Here is a 465-nt window from a genome sequence, read left to right on the forward strand (position 1 = left end):
ATCACGATCTGATACAAAAAGCCCATCTGCGTATGCCGAGGATAGCAGAGGTGTTTGAGCTTTTGCAGAAAGAGGGTATTGATGCCCAGATCCAGATCGCTCCGACAGATGCAAGGGATGAGATCATCCGTGTACTTGATCAGGGCAGAATACAGAACAAAACGGAGAACACCGCGGAGTAAGCCTCATGGGTATAGGATTGACTGAGATCGAAAGGGAATCCTATAAGGACAGCCCTGATCACAGGCTGGATGGTCGCATCAAGATAATAGCCTTTATCAGCATCGTCTTTTATGTAGCAGCTCTCCCAAGACTGGATGATTCGAACTTCCTCAAGTTGCTTTTTCTTGAGAGCTATCTGATCCTATTGATGATGATCGGGAACTTGAACCTCTTCTACGTAATGGCAAGGATCCTCGGAGTAATTCCATTTGGTTTAGGACTTGCTTTTTTCCAGCCTTTTAT

Annotated in this window: 2 pseudogenes; both read left to right on the forward strand. The window is 45.4% G+C overall.

The window, feature by feature from the left end:
• Positions 1-182, forward strand: a pseudogene (locus tag E7X57_RS12185) (hypothetical protein); the annotation flags it as partial.
• Between the two features lie 5 nt (positions 183-187).
• Positions 188-465 (forward strand): annotated as a pseudogene (locus E7X57_RS12190) (cobalt ECF transporter T component CbiQ); the annotation flags it as partial.

The organism is Methanococcoides sp. AM1 (genome assembly GCF_900774055.1).
Classification (GTDB): Archaea; Halobacteriota; Methanosarcinia; order Methanosarcinales; family Methanosarcinaceae; genus Methanococcoides.